The organism is Rhodococcus sp. WS3, from assembly GCF_003797085.1.
Lineage (GTDB): Bacteria > Actinomycetota > Actinomycetes > Mycobacteriales > Mycobacteriaceae > Rhodococcus_F > Rhodococcus_F globerula.
Genome location: NZ_RKMA01000002.1, coordinates 151,689 through 171,472, shown reverse-complemented (window position 1 = coordinate 171,472; position 19,784 = coordinate 151,689). Strand labels below are relative to the sequence as shown.

Here is a 19,784-nt window from a genome sequence, read left to right as displayed (position 1 = left end):
GGTTAGACAACCTCGTATTCGTTGAGACTTGCGTATTTCTTCAGGTGCGTGAACATCAACTCGACCCGCTCGAGGACGATGGGATCCGTCAATCTGCCTTGCTCGTCAAAGTGATTGGGGGCAAAGCTGAGGAGAATCTCCGGCCCGGGCAACACTGGGGACCGGGAGAAGACGAAGGTGTGACGCAGTTCGAATTGGCTGCGCGCTGTGCCGAGGCGGCCAGGCGTCGCGCCCATCAGCGCCACCGGCTTACGCTCGAGCACCGAGCGTCCGAGTGGAAGTGAGAGCCAGTCGAGTGCGTTCTTCAGAACACCAGGGATGCCGCCGTTGTATTCGGGTGTCGCGATGAGCAGGGCATCAGCGGCTTCGACCTCGGCGCGCAGCGCATGGACGCTGTTCGCTTCGTTACCGAAATCGTCTTCGTTGAGCATCGGGATCTCGCCCAGCAGCTTCGTGATCCGCACCTCGACGTCGTCCGGCGCCATTGCCGCCGTCGCCTCGAGAAGTTTGCGATTCCACGAGTCTGCGCGGAGACTGCCTGCAATCGCGCAGATTACAAATTTTCCGTCTTTCATCATGCAGCTCCCAGATAGGCCGCGACGACAGCGTCGTCGCGGATAACGTCGGCGGGCTTGCCGAGGGCGATTCGTTGACCGAAGTTGAGAACACAGACGCGGTTCGAGATGCCCATGACCATCTTCATGTCGTGCTCGACGAGCAAAATGGCAACGCCGAGATCTCGGTTCACCTGCACAATGGTTTCCGTCATCTCGGCGGACTCGTCGTGATTCATGCCGGCGACGGGCTCGTCGAGCATGATCAGCCGCGGTTCCATCGCAAGTGCCCGCGCCAACTCGATGCGCTTCTGCGTGCCGTGCGGTAGTGATCCGACAGGGGTGTCTGCCAGGTGCTCGATGTTCATCAGCGCAGCGACCTCACGAACCTTTTCCACCGCGGCCTTCTCCTCCCGCGCTGCGCGGCCCAGCCACAGCATGTTCTCCAAGGCTCCCGCGCGCATCGCGTTGTGCCGCGAAAGCAAGAGGTTGTCCAGCACCGTCATCGCGGGAAAGACCTCCACGTTCTGGAAGGTCCGGGCGATGCCCTTTTTCGCGATCTTGTGAGCCTGCAAGCCCAGGATTTCGGCTCCCGCGAAGCGCACGGAACCGGACTGTGGTGCGTAGACACCGGAGATGCAGTTGAACAGCGAGGACTTGCCCGCACCGTTCGGGCCGATGACGGAGAACAGCTCGCCCTCGGCGATCGAAAAGCTTACGCCGTCAATGGCTTTTACCCCGGCGAAGCTCAGGGACAGATCGTTGATCTCCAACAGATCGGCACGCGGATCAGACATGCTGGATCACCCCTTCGGTATCGATTCCCGTGGCCTGTGCCGGCGGCTCAGCTGCGCCCACTGCCGAAGCACCCAGGTACAGCTCTGCGATTTCTGCGTCGCCGCGCAGGTCCTCCGCCTTGCCCTCCTTGACGACGCGGCCACCTTCGAGGACATATCCGTACTGCGCAATTGCCATCGCCATTGCCGCGTTCTGTTCCACCAACAGGATGGAGGTCCCTTCCTTGTTGATGTCGACGATCACGTCTCGGACATCAGCAACGATTTTCGGTGCCAGGCCGAGGCTCGGCTCGTCGAGCAGAAGCACCTTCGGCTGGGACATCATCGCCCGACCGATCGCGAGCATCTGCTGCTCTCCGCCCGAGAGGTAACCGGCTTTGCGCTGCATCAGGTCACCCAGACGCGGGAAGTGGTGCAGCACCCGCTCACGCGCTTCGAGTTCCTGGGCCTTGCGATAGCGACGGACGAAAGCGCCGCTCGCGAGATTCTCGGCAACGGTGAGTCCAGGGAACACCTGTCGACCCTCGAGGGCCTGCGCGAGGCCGAGTTTCACGCGCTTCGACGAGCGCTCGTTGGTGACGTCGTTGCCCAGCAGTTCGACCCTGCCCGAGGCAACGGTGCCGCCGTGCACGCCGAGCAGACCCGACACCGCCCGCATCAGCGTCGACTTGCCCGCACCGTTCGGCCCGAGGAGGCTGACGATCTGGCCTTGGGGAACCGTCAGGCTCACATCCTCGAGGGCCAGCGAGGCTGCGCCGTAGCGGACACTGAGGCTGTCGATGACCAGCGAGTTCATTTGCTACCTCCGGAGATTCGGGCTCGGATCCAGTCGATGGGCCGCTTGAAGAGCGCGAGCAATCCTTTGGGCTCGAAGATGAGGACCAGCACGATCACAAGGCCGTACAAGAACTGTGAGAGCAGAGGCGCGGTAACGCCGCCGTCGGCGCTCGCGTCCTTCGAGACAAACGGAAGGTACGGCGACAGCACATTCACCATCTCAGGCATCGCCTTGATGAAGAATGCGCCGAGGATCGCGCCCGCGACCGTGCCCATACCACCGATGACAACCATCGCGATGAAGTCGACGGAGACCATCATCGTCCACTGACTCGGCGTGAAGTAGCCCATGTAGGACACGAGCAGCGCACCGGAGACACCGGCGAACGCCGAAGAGATGACAAAGGCCACGACCTTGGTTCTGGTCACAGGTATGCCGGCAACGCCCGCCGCGATGTCCCGGTCACGGACCGCCATGAAGGCGCGACCTAGGCGCGAACGCTTGAGGTTCCACGTCAGCACAGTGACGATGAGCAGCACTGCCAGGGCGAAATACCACCACGCCTGGAACGAGGTCAGGATCTCCTCGCCTCCCGACGACCAGTAGCCGTCCAGCAGGTCCTGCCCGTTGATCTCCACCGCAGGGGCCGTCCGACCATTGACTCCGCCGCTCAGGCTGGTCCAGGTTTCCCAGACATAGGTGCCGATGAAAATCAGGGCCAACGTCGCAACCGCCAGGTAGAGCCCGCGGATTCGGACTGCCGCCGGAGCGACCACCCCACCGGCGAGTCCGGCAACTACAGCGGCTGCGGGCAACCACACCCAGACTGGGAGTCCCTCGTCGACTCCGAGCCAGGCCGAGGTGTAAGCGCCGATCGCCATGAATACCGCGTGGCCCATCGAGATCTGACCGGCAAATCCGGTGATGACCTGCATGCCGAGTGCGCCGACCGCCGCGATCAGCGCAAAGATTCCCACGCCCATCCAGAGATCGGACTGCACCACCCACGGCACAACGAGCATCGCCACGACCCACACGGCAACCCACACCCGCGTGCTTCGCTTCTTGGTCCGCACGACTTCGGCGGGAACACCTGCGGTGTCGTCGTCGATGGGTGCGGGTTCGAGAGTTGTTGTCATCGGTCAGACCCTTTCAATGCTTTTACTGCCGAAGAGTCCGTAGGGCCGGACCACCAGCACGGCAAACATGACGATGTAGGGCAAGACCTCATGGAGTCGGCCGCCCCCGATGTCCGACAGGTAGTAAGAACCCATCACCTGAATCAGTCCGACGATCAGGCCGCCGACAATCGCACCTACCAGCGAGTCCATGCCGCCGATCACGATCGCGGGAATAGCAAGCAGCGCAACGATACCCAATGCCGGAGACACAACCCGAGGGAACGACGCCAAGAAGACACCGGCCACCACGGCAAGGAACGCCGCAAGTCCCCACGAGAGTGCGAACATCCGTCGCACATCGATTCCCTGCGCCAGTGCCGCTTCCTGGTGACTGGCGGTCGCACGAAGCGCCAGACCGTACGGTGTCTTCTGGAAAAAATAGGCCAGCCCCGCGAGAACCACCACGGAGGTGCCGATTGTCGCAATGCCACTCCACGGCAGCACTACCGAGCCGACAGTCACCGTGCCTGAACCGACAGGACCGGCCGAGCCATGTGTGCCGACGCCCCAGATCATCAAGATCGCCTGGTGAAGCATGATCGAGATACCCAGCGTCGCGAGAACCACGGTGGTAACAGATTTTCCGACCATGCGGCGCAAGAAGACCGCCTCGATCAGGACCGCGAGAACCACCATGATGACGACCGCGAAGAGGAACGCCAGCCCCCAGGGCATGAAGGCCATCAAGGCCAGCACCGTGTAGGCGCCTAGCGCCACGATCTCTCCGTGGGCAAAGTTGAATGTGTGTGAGCCCTTGTACATGATCACGAACCCGAGGGCGATCAGTCCGTAGACCATTCCTAGGGCTATCCCCTGGAAGCCGAGCTGCAAGAAGAGCGCCATAGCCCCTTCTACTCCTTTAGTCGAACAATAATTGTCCTGATGCGCCGCCAAGGCGCCCGCCGCCGCCCTGTAACGGGCGCCGAAGTGCGTCGATCAGAAACCGTTTGCCTCGCCCCAGGCGCGAGCCTGATCGGTCTCGGCCCAGTCAGTGGTGGGGATCAGCAGACCATCGGCATTTACGGTGTTCATCCGGCTCTGGTAGCTGACGATCGAGTCGCCGGTACCGAGGTTGACTGTCGGCAGGATGCCACCGAAGTCGATGTCGAGATCCTGCATCGCGGCCAGAACACCTTCACGGGTGAGATCCTTGTTCGCGCAGGCCTTTTCCAGCACAGCCGCGGTGGCAGTGCCGCTCAACCAACCGGCAACCTGGAAGTTGCTCGGCTTCTCGTTCGGCGCGTACTGCGCCAGAGCGGCATTCATGTCCTTGATGCCCTGAACGTCATCGTTCAGCGCTCCGTAGCTCGCCGAAACGTAGAAGTTGTCGGTCAAGCCGGCCAGCGGCTTTGCCAGCGCGGCGTTCCAGGCGCCCGAGTAACCGATCCACTGCGGCGAATAACCGAGCTGGGCGGACTGTCCCACCAGCCCCGCGGTCTGGGCCATGGTGTTGGCCAGGATCACGACCGTGGCGCCGGAGTTCTTCAACTCGGTGGCCTGAGCGGTGAAGTCGTTGTCAGCGGGGCTGTACGTCGGGCTGGCGACGACCTCGACGCCGGGGATCTGTTCCGCGGCAAACTTGACGGAGTCTGCGTATCCCGTGCCGTACTCGTCCGCCGGTGCGACGACGGCGACCTTGAGCGGGTTGGTAGCGCTTGCACCCGCCTTCTGCGCGGCCCAGACCAGGCCGTTGATCAGCTCGACCTCGAAGGGCGGGGTGTAGATCGCGACATCCTCGAGCTTGAGCGCTGCTGTGTTGAGCGATGCCGAGAAGGTCGGCAGGTCATCTTTCGCGATGCTGTCCTTGACCGCCATCAGCGAGGACGTACCGATCAGCTGCGGGATCATCACAACCTTGTTCGCGATGGCGCGATACTGCTGAGTGGTGACCTGAGGGTCGTATTTGGTGTCCATCTTGTGCAGGACGAGTTGACGCCCGCAGATCCCGCCCGCGGCGTTGACCTGGTCCAGCTTGATTTCCAAGCCGATCGAACCCGAGGTTGCGGGCTGGGCAAGTGGCCCGGAGTAGTCGGTGAGGATCGCAAGATTGATCTCGCTGTCGCTGACGCCCTTTCCGGTCTTGACCCCATCCGCACTTGCGGAGTCTCCACTGGCCGACCCGCCGCAAGCAGTCAACGCGAGCATCGTGGCAATTGCGAGGGCTGGAGCAGCTTTCCTCAACATCTTCAGTACGTCCCTTCGGGGTTGTGACCTGACCCACATTGAAACTGTGGTCCTGAGCATTGAACAGGCATACATGGCGCCAAGTCAAGGGCAATCTATCGATCGCTAAGCTTAGAACGTAAATCTTTTAAGCAGCAGAAATAGAGTTTAATTTCTCTGTGCAGAGACTACTTCTGCCGAACAAGCAGATGAGGCACTCAGAATCCACGCGGCTGGATCAACGCCGAAGCCGAGCCGGTTCCAGCTACCCAGTCCGTGACACAGGCCATTTGCCGACCAGGATCAAAACAGGGTGCGCCAAGATCCAGCCCTGGCGGAATTGTACACAATCTTTCCCTATTGTTCGATATACCGCGCAATATGGCGCCCTTCTGCATACAAAAACTGTCGCTGCCTCAATGCGAGTAACAGCCTTGATCGAGGCTGCCCCTACATCGACGCCCCTCTGGCCAGTCGGTCGATACACAGTCAACTGCTGCCCGAATTCGAAACGCGCACCTCCCGGAGAGTGTTCCGCTCACGCTCGCCCGCGATCAGGTGAAGTCGGAAGCCTCCGATCACTCCCTCCGAAACCGGTTGTCATCGAGCATGATCGATGCCGCCACCCGCCAACGAGCGAGGCAGGCGACCTCCTTCCCATTCAGGGCCACGGATCGGAGCGCCGAATCGGGACTATCAACTTCCGGAGTTGAACTGATCTGCCGGATCTACGGCTATTGACTGTCCAGCCTCTTGTGACTTTGATATCGAGATTAGAAATAGACTTCACTGCAACATATTTCGATATCGCGTACCCCTCGAGAATTCAGTCGACAATTCGACGAACACAACCCAAGCTCGAAGCCAGGGCGGCGCGACTGGTCTGTTGCCGAACCACGACGACTCTGAGCGTGACGGCCCTACGTCGATGTCGGGGCAATAGGGGCTTTCGTGAGCATTCAGCCCATCCAAAGAAGCCCCCACCGGTGTGAACACCGGCGAGGGATCTTGGCGATTCTATTCGAGTCGGGACACCTCGTGGCGCCACGAGGCACCCAGATTGAGACTGGAGCCCAGGTTCGGCAGGTCGGCCAGGTCCTGCGCGCTGATCGGTTTCAACGTGCCGCCCGCCGAGACGATGGACAACGACAGTGACGCGATCGTGTCGACGGAGATTGCGCGAAGAACCGCCTCCTGCACCGAGGTGCCGGTGGACGTGAGTCCGTGTCCGCGCATGAGGACCACTGGCCGCTCGCCCAGGGAATCAGCGACATCGTCGCCAAGCGCAGAGTTGTGAATCAAAGCGGCCCTGGGGAATACAGGCACTCCCCCATGTGCCAGCACGGCCCCCGGGATGTCATAGGCGCCGACAATGGGCAGGATTGTCAGCCCGGCGAGATCGGCCGCCACTACGTTGGCGGGGTGCGCGTGCACCACCGACATGACATCGGGGCGACGCATGAGAACCCGGCTGTGAAGAGGCAGCTCGTACGGCACGGTATAGCCGTCGAGTTCGCCGGGAGCGCCTGGCTCACCGGTCAATTCGACCAACCGAATATCTTGTGGCGTCGTGTGCGCCAGCCCGCGCTCTTGGGCGCCGCGGCACCGAACCAGCAGCCTGGTCTCGTCGATCCGGTAGCTGATGTGCCCGAGAATGCCGGGCGCCAGTTGACGAGCCGCCAAAACTCGGCAGCCCTCCGCCACCAGATGCCGTAGTTCATCCAATTCCCCGGACATCATCGCTTCACCGCCGGAGTCGAAAGCTGCGCGTGCACCGCATCGGCGGGTCCGCCGGCAGCGATAGTCCGCCGCAGCTGGACCGACGCCTTGGGCCAGTTGACGGTAAAACCGCCGCTTGCCCGGCCCTCGGAGTCCTGCCAGATCGCTGCCAAACGCAGCGGGTCGGACTGTTCCACCACTAGCGGGTCTGCCGCAACGTCACGGGTTCCGAACAACTGAATCTTCCAGTCATACTGATCGCTCCACACATAGGCCACCGGGTCGTGCGCGAGCAGATCATCAGAGTGAACAATGTTGTGGGCCACCGTGTTTGCTTGCTCGACAGCGTTGGTCCAGTGTTCGACCCGCGCCGACGTGCCGAGCCGCGGTTGGTACCACTTCGAAATGTCACCGACAGCGTGGATGTTCGCAAAGTCGGGAGTGCGGCCGTATTCGTCACACACGACACCGTCGTCGAGCGTCAGGCCTGACGACTCCAACCACCCGAGTTCCAGAACCGCACCAATTCCCACCACGACAGCGTCGACGGGAAATTCTGAGCCGTCGGAAAGCGTCGCGCGCAGACTGTCGTCTACGCAGTCGAGTGCGCTGACGGTGGTGCCGAATTTGGCCTCCACACCATGCACCCGATGCAGGTCCGACAGGCGTTCTCCCAGTTCAGTGCCGACAATACGGGCCATCGGGACAGGCGCGGGATCGACAATCGTGACGTCGATGCCCTGCTTGCGCGCGAGTGACGCGACTTCCGCACCGATGAACCCGGCACCGACGATGAGGAGACGGTTCGCGCCGTGCAGACTCTCGCGCAGCGCGCGAGCGTCCGCAAGAGTGCGAAGTACATGGATACCAGGGCCGCTCCACGGCGAAGGCCGAGCCGCGGCACCGGTAGCGATCACCAGCTCGTCGTAGTCGAGAACTGTGCCGTCGGCGAGTGCCAGCTGGTTGGCCTGCGCCCGCACTTCGATTGCGACAGCGCCTAACCTGAGTTCGATGTCGAGCTCTCGTGCCTCCTCTGCGGTGAGCAGTGGCACGTGCGCGTCGCCGTCGAGCGGAACCTTCGACAGCGGCGGCTTGTCGTACGGCAAGTGCGGCTCGGCCTCGACGACTGTTACCGCCCCGGCGTAGCCCTCATTGCGCAACGCCCGGGCCGTACGGATACCGCCGACCGAGCCGCCGACGACAAGAACCCCGCCGCTCACTCTTCCTCCAGCCAGAGGGCGTTGGCGGGGCAGCTCTTCGCTGCGGTCTCGACGCGCTGGCGGTCGGACTCGTCCACCCGGGTTTTGAGCAGCACCACGAGGCCGTCGTCGTCCATGTCGTAGACGTCGTCCGCCGCGACCACGCAGTTTGCATAGCCCTGGCACAGTTCGAGGTTCGCTTTGAGGATTGCCATTTCCAAGTTCTTCTTTCGGTAGGTCGCGCGGTGCGACTCTTAAACTTTGATGCCCATGCCGCCATCCGAGTGGACGACGCGGCCGGAAATGCCGCGTGATCGGTCGGAGGCGAGGAAGACGTAGCTCCACGCGTGGTCGATGCCGGAGAGTGCGACTCCCAACGGGTTACGGCCGGCGAGTTCCTTCGCGCGGTCCGGACCGTCGAGTCGGTTCTCGGTCAGTCCCAGCGTCGTAAGCCCGCTCAGATCGGTCCCCAGGGTGCCGCCAGGGGCCACGCCGTTGACCCGGATGTCCGGTGCCAACTCGTACGCGAGGGTGGTGACCAATCCTCGTACGGCGAATTTGGAAGCGACATACAGGGTTCCGCCGCGGCCTGGGTAGTAGGCCGACGTCGACTCTGTGAGCACGATCGACCCACCCGACTCACGCAGCGCCGGCGTCGCGGCCTTGACGCTGTGCAGGTGCGACTTGACGTTGATCGCGAACATCTCGTCGAACGCCTGATCCAGCATGTCGGCGTCGATGCTCTCGAGCTTGCGGTAGAAGTCGAAGACGCCGACGCAGTTCACCAGAATATCCAGGCCGCCAAAGCGATCCACGACGGCAGCGACCGCAGTCTGGTTCGCGGCAGCCTTGGTGGCGTCGCCCTGCACAACTTCGACCTCGGGGTGCTCGGCCGCAAGTGCCTCACACTTGGCAGTGTCGAGTTCGAGGACGCCGACCTTGGCGCCCTCGGAGAGGAAGGCGTCGACCACACCGCGCCCGATGCCGGAGCCCGCCCCGACGACAAGCGCACGCTTACCGTCGAGCCAGCCGGTCACGAGGCGTCCTCGGTGCCGAGGAGCGACTGGAACGGTTTCCCGACCATCGCAGACAGCGTGGTTTCGTTCTGCCACGTCAGCGCTTCGAGCTCGAGAGCGTCGAGAGTGATCCACTGGCCGGACTTCGGCGATTCGATGAGCAGCCGAACGCCGTTGCGGGTGTGGACCTTCGAAATTCGCATGTCGGCGAACTCATTTGCGACGACGATGGTCTCACCGTCGCGCTGGTCCTGCAGCACACCGAGCCGGGAACTCGCCCGGGCTGCCGCTGCGGCGTCCTCGGCTTCACCCTCCCAGGCGAGCTTCACAGGAAGACCGCCAAGTTCTGCATGCGCAAAACCGACTCGTCGGCGGCGATGTGCCGACGGGCCAGGCGCCAGACGTCCTCCTCGAGACGCAGCAGGTCGACGCGACCAACCGAGAGCAGCGAGGGCTCCAGCACGTCACCGCGGCTGCGGAACAACAGGACTGCCGACTCGACGACGAGTTCGTTCTCGTTCTCCGTCGCGAAGGTGCGGACGTTGGACAGGTGGTGACGCAGTCGTGAGGGCGGATCCTCTGCCCACGCGTGGCCCGTGTCGAAACGCGCGACGCGACGGCTCAACGAGTACTTGTCCTCGTCGAAGTGCGCCATGTCCTTGGCCGTGTCATAGCCGGTTCCCAGCGCCGTGGTGACGCGGATCGGCATGAAGTAATGGATGTCCTCGGCGAGGATATCGAGCCAGGCGTCGTAGTCCTGTCGATCGAGAATGTAGGTCTCCTCCACGAGCCAGCGATTCGCGGTCAGGTGCCGCGGATCGTCGAATGCCAGTGAGGAGCCAACGGCGGTGGTCTTCGACGCGGCCTGACCCAGCGGGGAGCTGGCGGAGTCGATGGGGATGTAGGTGCTCATGAGTTATACCTCCGCCTTCTCGCTGCTGCACTGCGCTGCCGTGTCACTGCTGCACTCACCATCGACATTGGGAGCACCGACGTGAATGTTCTCCGTCACCGGCGCCGGCTTCTCCAGATAGTCGGCCCACTCGTTGAGAAGGTGCCGCTGGTTGTATTCGCCGTAGCCGACGTGCGCCACGCCGGGACCGCAGAACTCGTCCTCCGTCAATGGCTGCACTACCGGGCTGTCGTCGTGCAGCATGCCCATGCGGCCGTTGAGCAGCAGGCGGCGAGCCATCGACCCACCGGCAGTGTTGGTCAGAGAAACCCAGTTCTCGACGTCATCCTGCTCGAACATGCCGCTGGAGCCGAAGCACATCAGGTAGGCCTTGTAGGAGAGCTTCTTGAACTCCGCCGGGGCTTCCTTGTCTACGACGAACCAGGACAGGACCTCGGTCTCGTCGGCGCTGATCGGCTGCCACTGCCGGATGGAGATGAAGGGCAGGACGTCGTCGCCTTCAGCGACCTTCGGCCAGTTGTGAACCAGGCTGATGTTCGGGAAGACCGAAGCGGCCGAGATCATGAAACCGTCGCGTCCGATGACGTCGACCTGCTCCTGGGACCACTGCTCCTTCATGCGCTCGACCATTTCGTCGGGGTAGCCCACGTAGTTCATCTTCTCTTCGAAGGTTCCCGGGGGCAGCTTGTACGTGGTGCCGCCGCCTTTGCCCGCCCAGTATGTGTTGCCGTCCTTACGCTTTTCCGCCTTCGGCTCGCGAAACAGGCCGATCTCGACGACGCTCGTGTGGGTCTGCGGCGTGTGGTACATGTCGCCGGCGAAGTTCTCGGCACCGATCTTCCAGTTGGCCTTGACTCGCCAGCGCTGGGGTCCGCGAACCTCGACGCCGCTCGCGCTCTGCTTGGTGTAGTAGTCGAGGTAGAACTTGAAGTCGCCGAGGAAGTCCTCCAGCGGCTCGGCGTCCGGGTCCATCGACACGAAGATCAGCCCGTTGTAGATGCCCAGACTGGGCGCCGGCAGCAGTCGCTGTCCCTTACGCGCGAAGCCCTCCTCGCCGCCGTATGCCTCTTTGTGGAACGGCATACCGACGATGCGGCCGTCGTTCTTGTACGACCAGCCGTGGTAGGGGCAACGGAAGTGCGAGGCATTGCCCTGCTCGGCGCGGCATACCTGCATACCGCGGTGCAGGCACATGTTGAACATCGCGTGGATCTCGCCGGACTGGTCACGGCTGACGATGAACGAATTCTCCATGACGCGGCGCACAACGTAGTCGCCAACCTGCGGCAATTCCGACTCGTGCGCAACAAACATCCATGCACGGCTGAACAGCCGCTCCTTCTCAGCCTCGAAAACCTCTGCGTCGTTGTAGATGTGCGCAGGGAGCATGCCTCGTCGGACGTTCGCTATAACGCCATCCGCGTCACGCATGAGAAGCCTCATTTCGATAGTTTTTTCTGATGTACAGAAAGTTATTCTGCTTTCAGGAAGGAGCGATGTCAACCGTCGATTCACCGCACGGTTCGTTCAGCTTCGCGGACTCGAATCTCCGCAGAGAAGAATTATGGTCTGTTCACCAGAGGTATTGTGGTGCTCAAGCAGCACAAATGCACCGGCCAGGCCGGTTGAATGCGAAACCCGTCGCGTCACGTTGTGCAGGTGAGCCTGGACAACTTCAGCCGTGTCGGAAGTCGGAAACCGCGCCTGGCCCGGTCGGTCAATCCTGGATCGCGAGGGGAAGCTCGGCGTACACACGCCAGCTGCCGTCAGGGCGTCGACCGGTCTCGAGAGTTCCCTGCAGAACTGCGACGCGCTCACGCATTCCGACCAAGCCGTTGCCGGAACCACCTGTGAAAGCAGACGTCGCCATCCCCTTGTCGATGACTTCCACCAGGACTGCGGTGTCGGTGCGGCGCACGGTAACTCGCGCTTTCGGACTGTCACCACCGTGACGCAGCACGTTGGTCAGTGACTCCTGAACGATCCGGTGAATACCCAAACTCACGGACGGCGTGATGTCGTCGAGTTCGCCCGTCAACTCCAGTCGTACGTTCAAACCCGTCGCACGCATCATCTCCACAACCTTCGCGATGCCCGCAGAACCGTGTTGCGGCATCGCCTCGTTGTTGACTTCGGTGCGCAACAGCGAGACCGTGCGTCGTAGTTCTGCCAGCGCGTCTCGCCCTGTGCTCGAGATGTTGCCAAGCGCTTTCTTCGCTAGCGCCGGATTCGTGTCGACGGCATAGCTCGCCCCGTCGGCTTGGACGATCATCACGCTCACCGCGTGGGCAACGACGTCGTGCAATTCGCGCGCGATGCGGGTCCGCTCCGCGGCAACGGCTTCCTCGGCCCGGCGGTCGCGGTCGTATTCGGCCACCTCCAGACGTGCCGCCACTTCTTCGTCATACGCGCGTCTGGCACTGACAAATTCGGCGCTGATCCAAGCCAGGGCGAACAGCATTGCGGTAACGATGAGATCCAGGACGATGTCTGTTCGCACCACAAGTATCGCCAGAGTCGAGTCGATGAGGAGAAAGCCGAGGTAAATCGCGGCGGTGCGCCGGTCCACGTACACGACCAGCGTGTAGAGAGCTACGCCTAACGCCAGCAACCCGGGATGTTCGACTGATGCATTCCCGCTCATCCACATGAGAAAAGTACTGGTGAACGACATCAGGAGGATCGCCACCGCAGACACTCGCGGGTACTTACGACGCCAGAGGACGGGAAGGCAGATCAGGAATCCGAGCGCCAGCTGTTGCCAATGTTCCTCGCGCTCAGAGCCTATGTACGAGACGATCTCCAGGGCAAAGAACAGCAACGCCAACGCGCCGTCGGCGATCATCGGCTTGCCTCGCAGCCACAGGCTGAACCTCCTCATGCGATCAAGACTCCCACACCGTCACCGCATCACCGCTCACTCTGTGAGAGAGTCACCGCCGTGGATATTGCGGACTGGGGCCTGCTCATGACGGCGGCGACGGCGGCCGGATGGGTTGATGCCGTTGTCGGCGGCGGCGGGCTGATTCTGCTGCCGGCACTGTTCCTGGTTGCACCCCAGTTGACGCCGCAGGCCGCATTGGCTACCAACAAGCTCACCGCGTTCACCGGGACCAGCGCTGCGGTGTGGACGTTCTCACGCCGAATTCCGATGCAATGGCGACAGTTAATCCCGGCGGCGATCCTGGCCGCGATTACTGCAGCGTGTGGCGCGGCGGCAGTGTCGTTGATCGACAAAAAGTACTTCATTCCGATCGTGATGGTTGTCCTGGTGGCCGTCGCCGTGTTCGTCACGATGCGTCCGAGCCTGGGTACGACGCTCGCCACGCACCGCCCGACTCAACGCAAATCGGCTCTGGTGATCTTGCTGTCAGCGGGACTCATCGGGCTTTACGACGGTTTACTCGGCCCAGGCACGGGCACGTTCCTGATCATCAGCTTCGCGACGTTCCTCGGAACGGAGTTCGTCCGCAGCGCGGCGATGGCCAAGGTCATCAATCTCGGTTCCAATTTCGGCGCGTTGACGTACTTTGCCGTCACCGGCCATGTGTGGTGGAGCTTGGGATTGGCGATGGCCGTGTGCAATGTTCTCGGCGCGGTCGTCGGTTCGCGTATGGCACTGAGTAAAGGCTCCGGTTTTGTCCGGATCACACTGCTGGTTGTTGTGATTGCCATGGTGATTCGCCTGGGGTGGCAGCAGTTCGGCTAGCGTCATGACGGTGACCGTCACCCGAGATGTCGATGCAGATTTCCTCGCCCTCCCTCTGAAGGCAGTAGCGGACGCCGCGCTGTCCGCAGCGCGCGCCGCCGGAGCCGAGCACGCGGATGTACGTGTGCACCGGTTGCTCACTCAGTCGATCCGGTTGCGCGACGGCAAAGTTCAATCGGTTTCGGACAGCGACGAAGTGGGAGTGGCTGTCCGCGTGATCGTGGACGGAACCTGGGGGTTTGCCTCCCACGCCGAGGTGTCACCCGCTGTTGCGTCGTCGTTGGCACGACAAGCCGTCGAGGTGGCGAGGGCGTTGCGATCACTCAATCGCGATCCGGTGACTCTTGCCGACGAACCGATCTACGCCGACGCCACGTGGGTGTCTCCGTACGAGATAGATCCGTTCACCACTCCGACGTCCGACAAGGTCGATCTTCTCCTGGACTACTCGGGCCGACTTCAGGCGTCCGACGGCGTCGACCACGTCACCGCTGGGGTTCTCCAGGTCAAGGAGCAGACGTTCTACGCCGATATGGCGGGCTCGTCGATTACCCAGCAACGGGTGCGACTGCATCCCGAAATCGAGGCAACAGCCGTCGACAAATCAGCGGGCAGCTTCGAGTCGATGCGTACTTTGGCGCCGCCGGTCGCGCGGGGTTGGGAGTATCTCGGCACCGGTAGCACGTGGGACTGGGCTGAGGAGCTGGCGCAGATCCCGCAGTGGCTCACCGAGAAGGTCAAGGCGCCGTCGGTCACACCTGGCCCGACAGACCTGGTGATCGACCCGACCAACCTGTGGCTCACCATTCACGAATCCATCGGGCATGCAACCGAATACGATCGGGCAATCGGATACGAAGCCGCCTATGCCGGCACCTCCTTCGCGACCCCCGACAAGCTCGGCACACTGAAGTACGGCACCGACATCATGCACGTCACGGCTGACCGCAACGTCGCACACGGACTGGCCAGCGTCGGTTATGACGACGACGGCGTCGCCGCCCAGCGCTGGGACCTGGTCGCAGACGGCACGCTGGTCGGATATCAACTCGACCGCGCGTTTGCCCCGCGTCTGGGCCTTGAGCGCTCCAACGGGTGCTCGTACGCCGATTCGCCGCACCACGTTCCCATCCAGCGCATGGCCAACGTTTCCCTCTCCGCCGATCCGGAGACCGACACGTCGACGGCCGACTTGATCTCGAGAGTCGAGGACGGCATCTACATCGTCGGAGACAAGTCGTGGTCAATCGACATGCAGCGCTACAACTTCCAGTTCACGGGTCAGCGGTTCTTCAAAATCCGGGACGGCAAACTCGACGGCCAGGTCCGCGACGTCGCTTACCAGGCCACCACCACCGACTTCTGGGGCTCGATGGAAGCTGTCGGCGGAGCGTCGACGTGGAAACTCGGCGGCGCATTCAATTGCGGTAAAGCCCAACCTGGACAGGTCGCCGCCGTCAGTCACGGATGCCCGTCCGCTTTGTTCCGCGGTATCAATATCCTCAACACCCGTTCGGAGGCCCAGCAGTGATCACGGCGCAGCAGGTAGTGGAACGCGCGTTGGCTGCGCGCACTGTCGACGAGTCGATCGTCATCGTCACCGACGCCAGCGAAGCGTCGTTGCGGTGGGCCAACAACTCCATGACCACGAACGGTGTCTCACTGTCACGGACCTGGACCGTCATCTCGATCGTTCGGGACGGTGACGTCGCCCGTGTCGGGACGGTGAGTTCCAGCAGCGTCGATCCCGCGCAGATCGAGACCGTCGTGAAAGCAAGCGAGGACGCCGCCCGAAGTGCAACACCCGCCGACGACGCCTCCGACCTTGTACCGGCAGGTCCAGCAGATTCCGAATGGGAATCCGGCCCTGCGCTGACCGACATCGCTGTCTTCAGCCGCCTTGCTGCCGACCTCTCCGCCGGTTTCGACGGACAAGATCAACTGTTCGGCTTTGCGCATCATCAACTGCACACCACGTGGCTCGGAACCTCTACCGGCCTTCGCCGCCGCACCGTTCAGCCCACCGGCTCAGTCGAGATCAACGGCAAACGCGGCGACGCCAGCGCCTGGGTCGGATCCGGGACGGTCGACTTCAGCGACATCTCCATACCCGATCTCTTGTCCCAGTTGACTACTCGTCTCGATTGGGCAAAAAACTCGGTCGCGTTGCCGGCTGGACGGTACGAAACAATTCTTCCGCCGTCCGCGGTTGCAGACCTCATGATCTACCTGATGTGGACCATGGAAGGCCGCGGAGCCGAGGAGGGCCACACCGCACTGTCGAGGACAGGTGGCACGCGAATCGGCGAAACCCTCGGAACACTGGGATTGACACTGACCTCGAACCCGGACGCCGACGGCTTGAAATCCGCGCCGTTTGTGGTCACCACGTCGTCGAGTGAATCCATCTCGCTCTTCGACAACGGTATGGACATCGATCGTGTCGACTGGATCAAAGACGGCACGATCTCAGCCCTCGCGTATCCGCGTCATGCTGCCCGCGAATTCGACCGACCCGTTGCCGTGCCAGGTGACAACCTGATCCTCACCGGCGGCAATGACACCGGCATCGAGGACATGATCGCGAAAACCGAACGCGGTCTCCTCCTCACCACACTTTGGTACATCCGCGAGGTAGATCCGACAACGCTGCTGCTCACCGGGTTGACCCGCGACGGTGTGTACCTCATCGAGAACGGCACGATCGTCGGCGCGGTCAACAATTTCCGCTTCAACGAGAGCCCGCTGGATCTCCTGCGCCGTGTCACCGAAGCCGGACGCACCGAGATCACGCTCCCCCGCGAATGGAAAGACTGGTTCACCCGCACCGCCATGCCACCGTTGCGCATTCCCGACTTCCACATGTCGTCGGTCAGCGCGGCGCAATAGAAACGTTTCCCTCCCACCCACTCTGGGTAGGCCCTCGATAGGACTACACGAAGAAGTTTTGCAATGGAGAAGTACAAGATCACCCTCCCGGAAGGCACCTCGACAGTTGGGGAATTCGAATCCGACCGGGACGCTATTGCCCACGCAGTGAAGTTGAATCACGGTTGCAGCGACAGTGTTTCGGTATCGAGGATCGACAACACCGGAAAACTGATACCGACCATGCTGCATTGCGATTCCTCCCCTCAGGCAGAGAATCATCGAAGGTCATCGAATTCCGCGCAGCACGCGTGAGATTGCCTGATACTGGGTGCCGAGACGCCGGTTACAGATGCACGGCTGTGCGCTTGCCGATAGCGGTGCAGAGTGCGTCGAGGTCGGCGGGCTGTGTTTAGCCGCCGACTCGGATTACTCCAGTGATCGTCCCTTGAAGGTAGTCAGCACTCGAATTGATCAGCGCGGACATCTGCAAGGTGTCGTTGACGATGGTCCCGGGCAGATCGCGCGACGCAAGCACCTCCCCGGTGTTCGGATCGATCACCGTGAACGCAAAGCCGTCGAGTGGGGTGGTGCTGTCGGATGAAAGCGGAAGCCCTTGACGAACGACGGTGTACAAATTTCCGTCGGCAGTCGACAGATGCGGCACGGCAGAACTACGAGCGTCGTTGTCCCACACTGTGTGGCATCCGGTTCCAGCATTATCGACATCGACTCGCGTCATGCCGCCGACAAACGGTGCACTCGCGGGTACCGCGGGCCCGGCGCCTTCGGGCACCGTCGGGTAGGGGTAGCCGTAAGTGCCGGCCACGAACACCGAGTTGCCGATACCAATCGGCGAGTTCTCGCTGCCTGGCCCTGCGGTACTGAGAACCTTTTGACTGCAGACCATTTCACCGGTCGCAGCTCGGTAGACCAAGAGATGCACCTGAGTGTCGGCATTGTCGACGATCGTCACGTAGTCGTCTCCGTTTGGGCCGAAATAGGTTGGCGTGGAACCGGTTCCCCAGCTGAGTTGACCTGGCTTGCGGGCACTGCCACGGTCGTACGGTGCACGCCAATCTATTGTCGGGGTGCCGTCCTGCGCGGCGCTGAGCTGGTACAGCGCGTGAGTAGTCGCGACGGCGGTGCCGAACGCCGAGGTGGAGATGCTGTTCTGCACTTCCTCGCCGGCCGGCAATTGCAGTGTGCGGGCGACTCCTCCCCCGTCGACGCTACCGACGCGACCGGCACCAGTCGCAAACCACACGTTGCCTTGCCAGTCCGGTGCGAGGCCGGTGACATTGTCGCCGTCGGGAATTGACGAGGTCAGATCAACTGATTGGTCGACGAAGAGTCGCCAACCGCCGTTTGGCTTCTGTTCGTGCTGCACCCGCACCAGCGTGCGGTTACCATCCACCGCAACAAGCCGGTTGTCGTTGTCCAGGTACGCATAGACACCGCCGAGCAAGCTGCCTTTCGCAAGTTCAAGTTGCGCAACGGAAGCAGCAGGTGAGAATGATCCGACTGACGATGATCCGACTGACGAACCCGCCGATCCGGTGCCGAGCGCCGACGTGTCGATCAGGTGCACCGTCGGAGTCTGGCCGAGGATGCTGGTACACAGCGCAAGAACCAATCCATCGGATCCCTCGAGCAGTGTCGGGCATGCTGCAGCCAAGGGAAGCGGATCAACGGCTAATTTTCCGGTGCCCGGACCGCTGAGCGGTGTCGCATCGGAGGAACCGGCGTCACCGTGCATCGTCGAGGTACCCGCGGGTCCGAGGAACGGGTTGGGAGCGGCGAGTGGACCCCAGGATGTGGGCTGAGCGGATGCGTTGCCACCGCCTGCTGCAATCAGTACCGCGGTCAGAGCTGTCAGAACCAGTCGGCCCCTCGTCCCGCTCGGCACCTTCTGCATCGCATCTCCATTCCCCGTGGGAGTGTTTTTCGCGGACGACAGACAGAGACCCGCGCTATGTGCGGTTCGAGTCGACCACACATTTGTTTGCGGCCAGGCCTATTCCCGAAAAATTGCGACAATTACCCCAAAAGGGTGACGTTACGCATATCCGCCCCAACTGGGGGCTTGAGCGATCAGCGATTTCGAGGTCAACGGCCGTGGTTCGCTGCCGTCTGGGTTCATGACCCAGATACCCACCAGGGTGCGAGGTTCAGCTACCCCGTGCGTGTAGACGATTTTCGAGCCGTCTGGCGAATACACGGCTCCGACATCATGTTCCGTCGTAAGTGCGCGAATGTCCTTACCGTCGGCTGTCATCACATATGTCTCGGATTGATTCTTCCCGCCACGGTTGCTCGAGAAGACGATCGTCGACCCATCCGGCGAATAGGCGGGATCGGAGTTCCAGTACTGGTCACGCAGCACCTGGAACCATCCGGTGCCGTCAGCCGAAAACCCTGCAATGTAGCCATTTTCGTTGAAGATGATCTTCGTTCCGTCCGGGGAGAACGAAGGAAAAGACCTACTCGGGATGCTGCGATCGTCATTCACCTCCGGTGAGAGTTGTTGCCGATCGGAACCGTCAGCATTGATCAGGCAAATCCCGCCGACGCAGCCGAATACGATTTTCGAACCATCCGGCGAGAAATTGGGGGAACCGCCGCGGTCGGTCACGGTCGTCTGCTCGGTTCCGTCGACGTTCATCACCGCGATCCCAGATCCGCGGGTGTAAGCAATCTTGCTTCCATCCGGAGCGACAGCAGGGTCGGACGCGTATTCAGAGTAGTTGTCGTCAGTGATGGTGGTGGTGAGCTGGCGAAGGCCGCTCCCGTCCGGCTTCATCGTGTAAATCGAACCGTCGCCATCTGCAAAGGCAATGATTTCTGTCGCCACGTCATGTTCGGGTTCAGGGCTGCTACAAGCCGC

19 protein-coding genes are annotated in these 19,784 nt (G+C 62.0%); 3 read left to right on the top strand and 16 right to left on the bottom strand.

What is annotated here, in order from left to right:
- Positions 1–2: 2 nt before the first annotated feature.
- From EEB13_RS14965 to EEB13_RS14900, 14 genes are all read right to left on the bottom strand, one after another.
- Positions 3–575, bottom strand: coding sequence for an NADPH-dependent FMN reductase (locus EEB13_RS14965; RefSeq protein ID WP_172935546.1), 573 nt, complete (start codon positions 573–575; stop codon positions 3–5).
- Positions 575–1,351: an ABC transporter ATP-binding protein gene (locus EEB13_RS14960; RefSeq protein ID WP_045067795.1), complete on the bottom strand. Its 777-nt coding sequence runs from the start codon at positions 1,349–1,351 to the stop codon at positions 575–577. The genes EEB13_RS14965 and EEB13_RS14960 overlap by 1 nt, the downstream gene beginning before the upstream one ends.
- Complete coding sequence (locus tag EEB13_RS14955) at positions 1,344–2,147, bottom strand: ABC transporter ATP-binding protein (protein WP_045067796.1); 804 nt, start codon at positions 2,145–2,147, stop codon at positions 1,344–1,346. The genes EEB13_RS14960 and EEB13_RS14955 overlap by 8 nt, the downstream gene beginning before the upstream one ends.
- Positions 2,144–3,268, bottom strand: a complete 1,125-nt coding sequence (locus EEB13_RS14950) for a branched-chain amino acid ABC transporter permease (protein WP_052683551.1) — start codon at positions 3,266–3,268, stop codon at positions 2,144–2,146. The genes EEB13_RS14955 and EEB13_RS14950 overlap by 4 nt, the downstream gene beginning before the upstream one ends.
- Positions 3,269–3,271: 3 nt before the next feature.
- On the bottom strand, positions 3,272–4,153 hold the full coding sequence (locus tag EEB13_RS14945) for a branched-chain amino acid ABC transporter permease (RefSeq protein ID WP_033231997.1): 882 nt from the start codon (positions 4,151–4,153) through the stop codon (positions 3,272–3,274).
- Positions 4,154–4,246: 93 nt separating this feature from the next.
- Positions 4,247–5,494 (bottom strand): ABC transporter substrate-binding protein, encoded by a 1,248-nt coding sequence (locus tag EEB13_RS14940; protein ID WP_187328563.1) that lies wholly within the window; start codon positions 5,492–5,494, stop codon positions 4,247–4,249.
- Positions 5,495–6,490: 996 nt separating this feature from the next.
- Positions 6,491–7,210 carry a class II aldolase/adducin family protein gene (locus EEB13_RS14935; protein WP_219112810.1) on the bottom strand — a complete coding sequence of 240 codons (720 nt, stop codon included), beginning with the start codon at positions 7,208–7,210 and terminating at the stop codon, positions 6,491–6,493.
- Positions 7,210–8,412, bottom strand: coding sequence for an NAD(P)/FAD-dependent oxidoreductase (locus tag EEB13_RS14930; RefSeq protein ID WP_141485664.1), 1,203 nt, complete (start codon positions 8,410–8,412; stop codon positions 7,210–7,212). The genes EEB13_RS14935 and EEB13_RS14930 overlap by 1 nt, the downstream gene beginning before the upstream one ends.
- Complete coding sequence (locus EEB13_RS14925) at positions 8,409–8,606, bottom strand: ferredoxin (protein WP_033231992.1); 198 nt, start codon at positions 8,604–8,606, stop codon at positions 8,409–8,411. Before EEB13_RS14925 ends, EEB13_RS14930 begins: the two co-directional genes overlap by 4 nt.
- A 39-nt stretch (positions 8,607–8,645) precedes the next feature.
- A complete protein-coding gene (gene hcaB, locus EEB13_RS14920) occupies positions 8,646–9,428 on the bottom strand; it encodes a 3-(cis-5,6-dihydroxycyclohexa-1,3-dien-1-yl)propanoate dehydrogenase (protein ID WP_045067801.1) in 783 nt (260 codons plus the stop codon).
- Positions 9,425–9,736, bottom strand: a complete 312-nt coding sequence (locus EEB13_RS14915; RefSeq protein ID WP_033231990.1) for a hypothetical protein — start codon at positions 9,734–9,736, stop codon at positions 9,425–9,427. The genes hcaB and EEB13_RS14915 overlap by 4 nt, the downstream gene beginning before the upstream one ends.
- Positions 9,733–10,320 (bottom strand): 3-phenylpropionate/cinnamic acid dioxygenase subunit beta, encoded by a 588-nt coding sequence (locus EEB13_RS14910; RefSeq protein ID WP_141485663.1) that lies wholly within the window; start codon positions 10,318–10,320, stop codon positions 9,733–9,735. The genes EEB13_RS14915 and EEB13_RS14910 overlap by 4 nt, the downstream gene beginning before the upstream one ends.
- 3 nt (positions 10,321–10,323) lie before the next feature.
- The gene (locus EEB13_RS14905) at positions 10,324–11,751 is read right to left on the bottom strand and encodes an aromatic ring-hydroxylating oxygenase subunit alpha (RefSeq protein ID WP_141485662.1); all 1,428 of its coding nucleotides are present in this window, start codon (positions 11,749–11,751) and stop codon (positions 10,324–10,326) included.
- 286 nt (positions 11,752–12,037) lie between these two features.
- Positions 12,038–13,201 (bottom strand): sensor histidine kinase, encoded by a 1,164-nt coding sequence (locus tag EEB13_RS14900; protein ID WP_179300727.1) that lies wholly within the window; start codon positions 13,199–13,201, stop codon positions 12,038–12,040.
- Between the two features lie 87 nt (positions 13,202–13,288).
- Here EEB13_RS14900 and EEB13_RS14895 point away from each other — a divergent pair, with 87 nt between their 5' ends.
- From EEB13_RS14895 to EEB13_RS14885, 3 genes are read left to right on the top strand one after another with little or no spacing between them, the layout of a single operon-like run.
- Positions 13,289–14,029, top strand: a complete 741-nt coding sequence (locus tag EEB13_RS14895; protein ID WP_267951586.1) for a TSUP family transporter — start codon at positions 13,289–13,291, stop codon at positions 14,027–14,029.
- Between the two features lie 4 nt (positions 14,030–14,033).
- Positions 14,034–15,560, top strand: coding sequence for a TldD/PmbA family protein (locus EEB13_RS14890; RefSeq protein ID WP_141485661.1), 1,527 nt, complete (start codon positions 14,034–14,036; stop codon positions 15,558–15,560).
- Positions 15,557–16,918, top strand: a complete 1,362-nt coding sequence (locus EEB13_RS14885) for a metallopeptidase TldD-related protein (RefSeq protein ID WP_141485660.1) — start codon at positions 15,557–15,559, stop codon at positions 16,916–16,918. Before EEB13_RS14890 ends, EEB13_RS14885 begins: the two co-directional genes overlap by 4 nt.
- A 391-nt stretch (positions 16,919–17,309) precedes the next feature.
- Here EEB13_RS14885 and EEB13_RS14875 read toward each other — a convergent pair whose 3' ends face one another.
- Positions 17,310–18,815 (bottom strand): hypothetical protein, encoded by a 1,506-nt coding sequence (locus EEB13_RS14875; protein ID WP_141485659.1) that lies wholly within the window; start codon positions 18,813–18,815, stop codon positions 17,310–17,312.
- Positions 18,816–18,956: 141 nt separating this feature from the next.
- Positions 18,957–19,751, bottom strand: a complete 795-nt coding sequence (locus tag EEB13_RS14870) for a PD40 domain-containing protein (RefSeq protein WP_172935554.1) — start codon at positions 19,749–19,751, stop codon at positions 18,957–18,959.
- Positions 19,752–19,784: the final 33 nt, after the last annotated feature.